8 protein-coding genes are annotated in these 7,443 nt (G+C 37.4%); 5 read left to right on the top strand and 3 right to left on the bottom strand.

The genetic code is table 11. The features are described 5' to 3' along the window. Position 1: 1 nt before the first annotated feature. Positions 2–1,168, bottom strand: a complete 1,167-nt coding sequence (locus tag CD152_RS05250; RefSeq protein WP_012657551.1) for an MFS transporter — start codon at positions 1,166–1,168, stop codon at positions 2–4. A gap of 106 nt (positions 1,169–1,274) precedes the next feature. On the opposite strand from CD152_RS05250, the gene CD152_RS05255 reads away from it, so the two are divergent. The 5 genes from CD152_RS05255 (at position 1,275) to purB (ending at position 5,823) form a co-directional block, all read left to right on the top strand. Next, a complete protein-coding gene (locus CD152_RS05255; RefSeq protein ID WP_101037641.1) occupies positions 1,275–2,732 on the top strand; it encodes a nicotinate phosphoribosyltransferase in 1,458 nt (485 codons plus the stop codon). After that, positions 2,733–3,551, top strand: a complete 819-nt coding sequence (nadE, locus tag CD152_RS05260) for an ammonia-dependent NAD(+) synthetase (RefSeq protein WP_086039144.1) — start codon at positions 2,733–2,735, stop codon at positions 3,549–3,551. Between the two features lie 67 nt (positions 3,552–3,618). Further along, positions 3,619–4,185, top strand: coding sequence for a DUF2179 domain-containing protein (locus CD152_RS05265; RefSeq protein ID WP_012657548.1), 567 nt, complete (start codon positions 3,619–3,621; stop codon positions 4,183–4,185). After that, positions 4,175–4,348: an NETI motif-containing protein gene (locus tag CD152_RS05270; RefSeq protein ID WP_101037643.1), complete on the top strand. Its 174-nt coding sequence runs from the start codon at positions 4,175–4,177 to the stop codon at positions 4,346–4,348. Before CD152_RS05265 ends, CD152_RS05270 begins: the two co-directional genes overlap by 11 nt. A gap of 179 nt (positions 4,349–4,527) precedes the next feature. Then, on the top strand, positions 4,528–5,823 hold the full coding sequence (gene purB / locus CD152_RS05275) for an adenylosuccinate lyase (RefSeq protein WP_012657547.1): 1,296 nt from the start codon (positions 4,528–4,530) through the stop codon (positions 5,821–5,823). A gap of 150 nt (positions 5,824–5,973) precedes the next feature. Here purB and CD152_RS05280 read toward each other — a convergent pair whose 3' ends face one another. Together CD152_RS05280 and CD152_RS11840 are read right to left on the bottom strand one after the other, a co-directional pair. Next, positions 5,974–7,185, bottom strand: coding sequence for a tyrosine-type recombinase/integrase (locus tag CD152_RS05280; RefSeq protein ID WP_103214481.1), 1,212 nt, complete (start codon positions 7,183–7,185; stop codon positions 5,974–5,976). Positions 7,186–7,187: 2 nt separating this feature from the next. Next, positions 7,188–7,443 (bottom strand): hypothetical protein (locus tag CD152_RS11840; RefSeq protein ID WP_169926164.1); only part of this gene is annotated, 256 nt, incomplete at its 5' end.

Here is a 7,443-nt window from a genome sequence, read left to right on the forward strand (position 1 = left end):
GTCATCCCTCATTTCTAATTGTCAGTCGTTTTCTGTAATCGTAAATTGTAGCCATACTGATGAGTAAGAGTATGACAGCAATAAAGCTGAAAAATTGTGTGTTATGCGAGAACTGAATCGTCATCCCACCGATGATCGGTCCTGTAATACTACCGATACTGAATATGAGACCACACATTAAATTTCCTGCTGGCAGTAATACTTTCGGTGTAATTTCTGTCATCAATGTCACGCCTAGTGAATAAAGTGACCCGATAAAGATTCCGGCGATGAAGAAAAGCGTAAGTAATACATAACCATTACTTGTAAAGAATTGACATAATATAAAGATACACGCACCGACAAATGTCACGATGGATAACAACACATTACGATTAACCTTATCTGAAATCATGCCGAGTGGTACCTGGAACAGAATCGCACCTAGACTGTATGCAGGGATGATTAAGATGATTAAGTTTACATCGACGCCATTTTTCATAGCGAAGACCGGGAAATTGCTGTTTAAACATGCTTCCAGCACACCATACATCATAGGAAATAAGAATGCGACCCAGCTCGTCTTCATCACCTTGCCAAAGTTTGCAGTTGTGTTTTTAAGTGAAATGTTCGATGTCTGAACTTCAGGATACTGGTTTTTCAGTAATAGTATTAAACTGCAGGCGCATAGTGTGAGTATACTGCTTGCTACAAAAGGCAGTGCTTCGTGTATATCATATAGTTTAGATAATAACGGTCCGACCATAAAGCCAGCTGAAAAACTTAATCCGTAGATTGAAATAATACGACCGAGTTTATGTCTCGGTGTTGATTCTGTAAGCCATGATTGTGTCGAGAAGTGCAGCATATTATCTCCAACCCCGACGAGCAATCGTAATATGAACCAGATTGTCATATTCTCAAGTATCGGAAATAATCCGAGTGATAAGAAGATGATAGCTCCGCCTATAATAATAAGGTTCTTATAGCCGAACTTCCTAAGTAATCCTTCTAAGAATAATGATGCTAAAAAGACTCCGATGTATATGGAAGAAGCGTGAAGTCCGTTGACGAATGTCGATACATTATCGTGTTCGAAGATAATCGCGATGAGCGGCAACAGCATCCCTTGAGTCATTCCGGAAATTGATACGATGATAGATAAAATGATGAAATTTTTCTTGAACATATGATGCCTCCTTACATTAATTGTAACAGAATGTTAAAGCGATGCCTAAATGAATTCACTATGGTAATATGAAATTAATATGAGCTTTTGAATAGGGGAGAAGAGGATGTACAAGTACGAAGATGATAGCTTGATGTTACACACAGATCTATATCAGATTAATATGGGAGAAACGTACTGGAATGATGGTATTCATGAGCAGAATGCAGTATTTGATGTCTATTTTCGTAGCATGCCGTTTGATAATGGATATGCAGTGTTTGCAGGTCTTGAACGCGTGATAGAGTATGTGAAAGGCTTCAAGTTCTCAGAAACAGATATCGCATATCTGAAGACTCTCGGCTACAAAGAGGACTATTTATCTTATTTGAAGGATTTGAAGTTTACAGGTAACCTCCGTGCGATGCAAGAAGGAGAAGTATGTTTTAACAATGAACCGTTATTACGAATAGAAGCACCTTTAATTCAGGCGCAGCTACTTGAAACAGCGATATTGAACATCGTCAACTTCCAGGTACTGATTGCTACGAAGGCGAGTCGTATTAAACAAGTCGTTGGCGATGAAATCGTCATGGAGTTCGGGACACGTCGTGCCCAGGAATTAGATGCAGCAATCTGGGGGACGCGCGCAGCCTATATCGCAGGATTTGATTCAACAAGTAACGTGCGTGCGGGCAAATTGTTCGGTATTCCTGTTGCAGGCACACATGCGCATGCGATGGTTCAAGCTTATGATGATGAGTATGTGGCGTTTAAAAAATATGCAGAACGTCATAAGAACTGTGTGTTCCTGGTAGACACTTTCCATACGTTAAAGTCAGGTGTGCCAAATGCCATTCGTGTTGCCAAGGAATTAGGCGATAAGATTAATTTCGTCGGAATCCGACTTGATTCAGGAGACTTAGCCTATCTTTCAAAAGAAGCACGTCGCATGCTTGATGAAGCAGGTTTTTCTGATGCTAAAATATTTGCATCTAATGATTTAGATGAAGAAACGATTATTGCACTTAAGCAGCAAGGGGCTAAGATTACAGCTTGGGGTATCGGTACGAAACTGATTACAGCATTCGACCAGCCTGCACTTGGTGCAGTATACAAGCTTGTTGCAATAGAGAATAAAGCGGGCCAATTAGAAGATCGTATCAAAATTTCGAATAATGCAGAAAAAGTGACAACTCCTGGTAAGAAGAAAGTATATCGTATTATCAACAATCAGACAAATAAGTCTGAAGGAGACTATATTACGCTGGACTTTGAAGATCCTTCTAAAGAGAAACCATTAAAGATGTTTCATCCGATTCATACATATAAGCAAAAGTGGATCAATGATTTTACTGCGAGAGACTTGCATCAGGACATCTTTGTAGGTGGAAGACTTGTATATGAAGTGCCGTCACTGGAAGTCTCACGTAAGTATTTACAGGATAATTTGAATCTCCTATGGGAAGAGACGATTCGTTATTTGAATCCTGAAGAGTATCCAGTAGATCTGAGCTTATTATGCTGGGAGAATAAAAATCAGGAAATTTATGAAGTTTCCAATAAGGTGAAAGAAGTGAAATAGATGCTCCAACAACAAATTATTGAAATGTTAAAGACAAAGCCATCCATTGATACTGCAGAAGAAACACGTGAAATCATTGACTTTATCAAGTCATATGTTCAGCAATATCCATTTATAAAATCACTTGTGCTCGGAATTTCAGGAGGACAGGATTCAACACTTTGCGGTAAGCTTTGCCAGATGGCAGTGGACGAACTTAAGTCAGAGCGCGATATCGAATTTATTGCAGTGCGATTACCATACGGGGTTCAAAAAGACGAGCGGGATTGCGAAGACGCAATAGCTTTTATACAACCTGACAAAGTAATTACGATTAATATTAAAAAAGCTGTAGATGCTAGTATTGAGACATTGAAAAGAGCAGAGATTACGCTAACAGATTTCCAAAAAGGTAATGAAAAAGCGCGTGAACGTATGAAGGCGCAGTACTCTATTGCTGCTGCAACAGAAGGCATTGTTATCGGAACAGATCATGCGGCAGAAAGTATCACAGGGTTCTACACGAAATTTGGAGATGGCGGAGCCGACATATTCCCCCTTGCCGGCTTGAATAAGCGTCAAGGTAAAGCTATCCTGAAGTATTTAGGGTGTCCAGCGCATCTATATGAAAAAGCTCCGACAGCTGACCTGGAAGAAGATAAACCACAATTGCCTGACGAAGTCGCACTTGGTGTAACTTATGAAGCAATCGATGACTACCTTGAAGGTAAGACAGTGGATGCCGAGTCTCGAGAAAAGATAGAAAGTCATTATATAAAAACGCAGCATAAGCGTATGCTTCCGATCACTCGCTATTCAATCGAGGAACTCATTAAATAAATTACCATTGCAAACCCTTATCTTCAGTAGTAGAATTTAAGAATGATTTTTTATAGGGGGGATTACAGTGCCGGCAATAGATAACCCATGGATTACCGTGTTATTAATATTTGTTATCAATATTTTTTATGTGTCGTTCTTGACGATGCGTATGATTCTGACACTCAAAGGTTATAGATATCTCGCAGCCTTTGTTTCAGTATTAGAAGTACTTGTCTATATCGTAGGATTAGGTATGGTAATGAATGGTCTGGATAAGATAGAAAATATCATCGCTTATGCATTAGGATTTGGTGCAGGGATTATTGTAGGGATGAAGATTGAGGAAATGATTGCACTAGGCTACATCGTTATCAATGTGACGACAGCTGAATATGATAAGGAAATTCCAAAAACTTTACGTGACTTGGGTTACGGTGTAACGCACTATGCTGCGCATGGCCGTGACGGGGATCGTCTTGTAATGCAGATTTTAACCCCACGTCGTTTTGAACTTAAGTTAATGGACACAGTCAAGCAACTTGATCCGAAAGCATTTATCATTGCATATGAGCCTAAGAATATTCATGGTGGATTCTGGGTTAAAGGTGTGCGCAGTAAAAAGTTAAAGGCGTATGATACAGATGAAATTTGAAGTGAATGACAATGAAACAATTGCGCAATGTTTAGAACGTATGAAGCAAGCAGGTTATGCACCGGTAAAAAGATTTCAAAAACCAGTTTTTCGTGAAAACGAAAAGGGTGAAATAGAAGTATATAAAGAACAGATTATTTTCACGGGTAAAAAGATTCAATAATGAAAACGGCCGTTCGGGGCCGTTTTTTTAATGGGAATTTTATCTCATCGAAATATCTGTTAAAATAGAAAGTGTAGCATAAAATACACGAACTTTATAAATGAATAAATAAAAAATGTACGGAATTTTAAAAGTTTGTTATACTGATTAAGATAAAACATTTACGGAGGAATCTATTCATGATTGAACGTTATTCAAGAGAAGAGATGTCGAACATCTGGACGGAACAAAACAGATTTGAGGCTTGGTTAGAAGTTGAGATACTTGCAAGTGAAGCTTGGGCAGAGTTAGGATATATCCCTAAAGAAGATGTGAAGTTAATCCGTCAGAATGCTCGTGTTGATGTTGAACGCGCGAAAGAAATTGAGAGGGAAACACGTCATGACGTTGTTGCTTTTACACGTCAAGTATCCGAAACATTAGGAGAAGAGAAGAAATGGGTACACTACGGTTTAACGAGTACAGATGTAGTGGATACAGCGTTAAGCTATGTGATTAAACAAGCGAATGACATTATCGAGAAAGATCTTGAAAGGTTCATCGAAGTATTAAAACAAAAGGCATTAAAGCATAAAACAACACTCATGATGGGTAGAACGCACGGTGTGCATGCTGAACCGACAACATTCGGTTTAAAGATGGCACTATGGTATATGGAAATGCAGCGCAACTTAAAGCGTTTCAAAGAAGTGCGTAAAGAAATCGAAGTTGGTAAGATGAGTGGCGCGGTAGGTACGTTTGCAAATATTCCGCCTGAAATTGAAAGCTACGTTTGTGAGAAATTAGGGTTAGGGTATGCTGAAATTTCAACTCAAACGCTGCAACGTGACCGTCATGCTTACTACATTGCTACATTAAGCTTAATTGCGACATCAATTGAGAAGTTTGCAGTAGAAGTACGTGGTCTTCAAAAGACTGAAACACGTGAAGTTGAAGAAGCATTTGCTAAAGGTCAAAAAGGATCTTCTGCAATGCCGCATAAGCGTAATCCAATCGGTTCAGAGAATGTTACAGGTATCGCACGTGTTATTCGTGGCTATTTAACAACAGCTTACGAAAACGTACCATTATGGCATGAGCGTGATATTTCACATTCATCTGCTGAACGTATTATGTTACCGGACGTAACGATTGCGTTAGACTATATGTTAAATCGTTTCACAAACATCATCGATAACTTAACAGTTTATGAAGATAATATGAAAGCAAATATGGAGAAGACATTCGGCTTAATCTACTCGCAACGTGTCATGCTTACGTTAATCGATAAAGGTATGGTTCGTGAAGAAGCATATGATACTGTTCAACCGAAAGCGATGGAATCGTGGGCAACGAAGACGCCATTCCGTGAGTTGGTTGAACAAGATAGCAAGATTACTGACCTGTTATCTAAAGAAGAACTTGATGAGTGTTTCAACGAGAAACACCATTTAAATCAGATTGATACATTGTTCCGCCGTGCTGGATTAGAATAACAAAATGCTTAAACCCTTATAAACACTATGTTTGTGAGGGTTTCTGTGTGTCTTTAGAATGAAAAAAGGACAGAAAAAGGACACAATCTGAAAAAAGTAGTAAAATGCAGTAATTTAAAATAAAAAAATGAGCCTATATTTTAGACTCATTTAAGCTAGTGCATTTAATTTATTAATTGTATCTTCTTCCATTTTCGCAGTTGCTTTCTGATAAATGGTTATTGTTGTTCTGTAGTCTGAATGTCCTACACGTTGCATAATCTGTTTGAGTGGTACATTCAATTCAGCTAATAGAGTAATGCCTGAATGTCTTAATGTGTGAGAAGATATATGCTTATCAATGCCACACGCTTTAGCCCCCTCTTGCAAGTACTTACTAACATTCACATAGTTTGTAGGGTTACCCTTTAAGTTGGTGAATACAAACCCTCTATCGTTGTAATTGCTATCCCACTGTTTTAATTTTTTGTTTTCTAGTTGTATTCTTTTTAATATGTCGATACATGTATCATCTAACTTAATAATACGATTAGATGCATCGGTCTTTGTTGTGTCTTTAAAGCCTATAATATCATCCTTACGAGTCCATAAAATTGTACCGTCGATAGTGAGCGTTTTATTATCATAATCAATGCTATCATTCTCTATAGCTAGCACTTCACCAATCCTCATGGCAGTAAGCATCTGAAACAATGCTATGTTACCAGCAAGCCAAACACTTCTTTTACCAGTAGCAAACTTTTTGTTATCTGACTCATTTATAAGATGTTCAGATATTTCTTTTACTTGATCTAGAGTTAAATAGTTTTCTTCTTTAGCTTTCAATTCTTCTCTAGTTTTAAACTTCTTAGGAATTGTCACATATTCCAGGTATGATAAATCACCTATATTGTATTGTGCATTAGCATAATGCATGGCACGTTTAAAAGTACCATATCTTTTTACTATCCCTCTATCTGAAATGCCTTTCTCTAGCCCTTTATCCACTACAGATTGTGCAATCTTCTTATTTACTGATAAAAGTAATATATCTTTATCTATTGCCTCTTTAATCATCTTAACGTGGTAAGAGAGTGTTTCTAACGATGTGACTTTACAACCTGATGTAGCTTTATGGTAGTTATACCACTCATCTAATAAGTTGTGAAACGTCATATCTTTAATATCATCAGTAGATAACTCTTTAATCTTTTCATTTATCTTTGCATCTAAAAGCCTTTGCGCCTCTTTTTGTGACTGCTTACCATTCCTATTAAGCACAACAGAGGTACGCTTGTATTTGTTAGTTAGAGGGTCTTTATAACGTTGTACGTATCTATATTTCTGTTTGCCATGCTTATCTATGAATGGCTCTATAAACATTGTTATTCCTCCTTAATGTTACCTGATGAAATGTCATCGATTTTATTAATCGTTTCTTCATAATTTCTTATATGATCATTTAAGCTTTCTAGCGCATCATCTAATTCTTTTATCGAATACTCTTTAAAATTGAATTTAACTGTTGCTGGAAAGGTAATTGATTTTAGATTGTCTTTAGAATAGGGTGCAGAGTAATTATTTCTTATGTTAATTAAATTTTGTTTAATTTTATTTAAATCGTCAAGCATAGGTATATAG

Source organism: Macrococcoides caseolyticum (assembly GCF_002902665.1).
Taxonomy (GTDB): Bacteria; Bacillota; Bacilli; order Staphylococcales; family Staphylococcaceae; genus Macrococcoides; species Macrococcoides caseolyticum.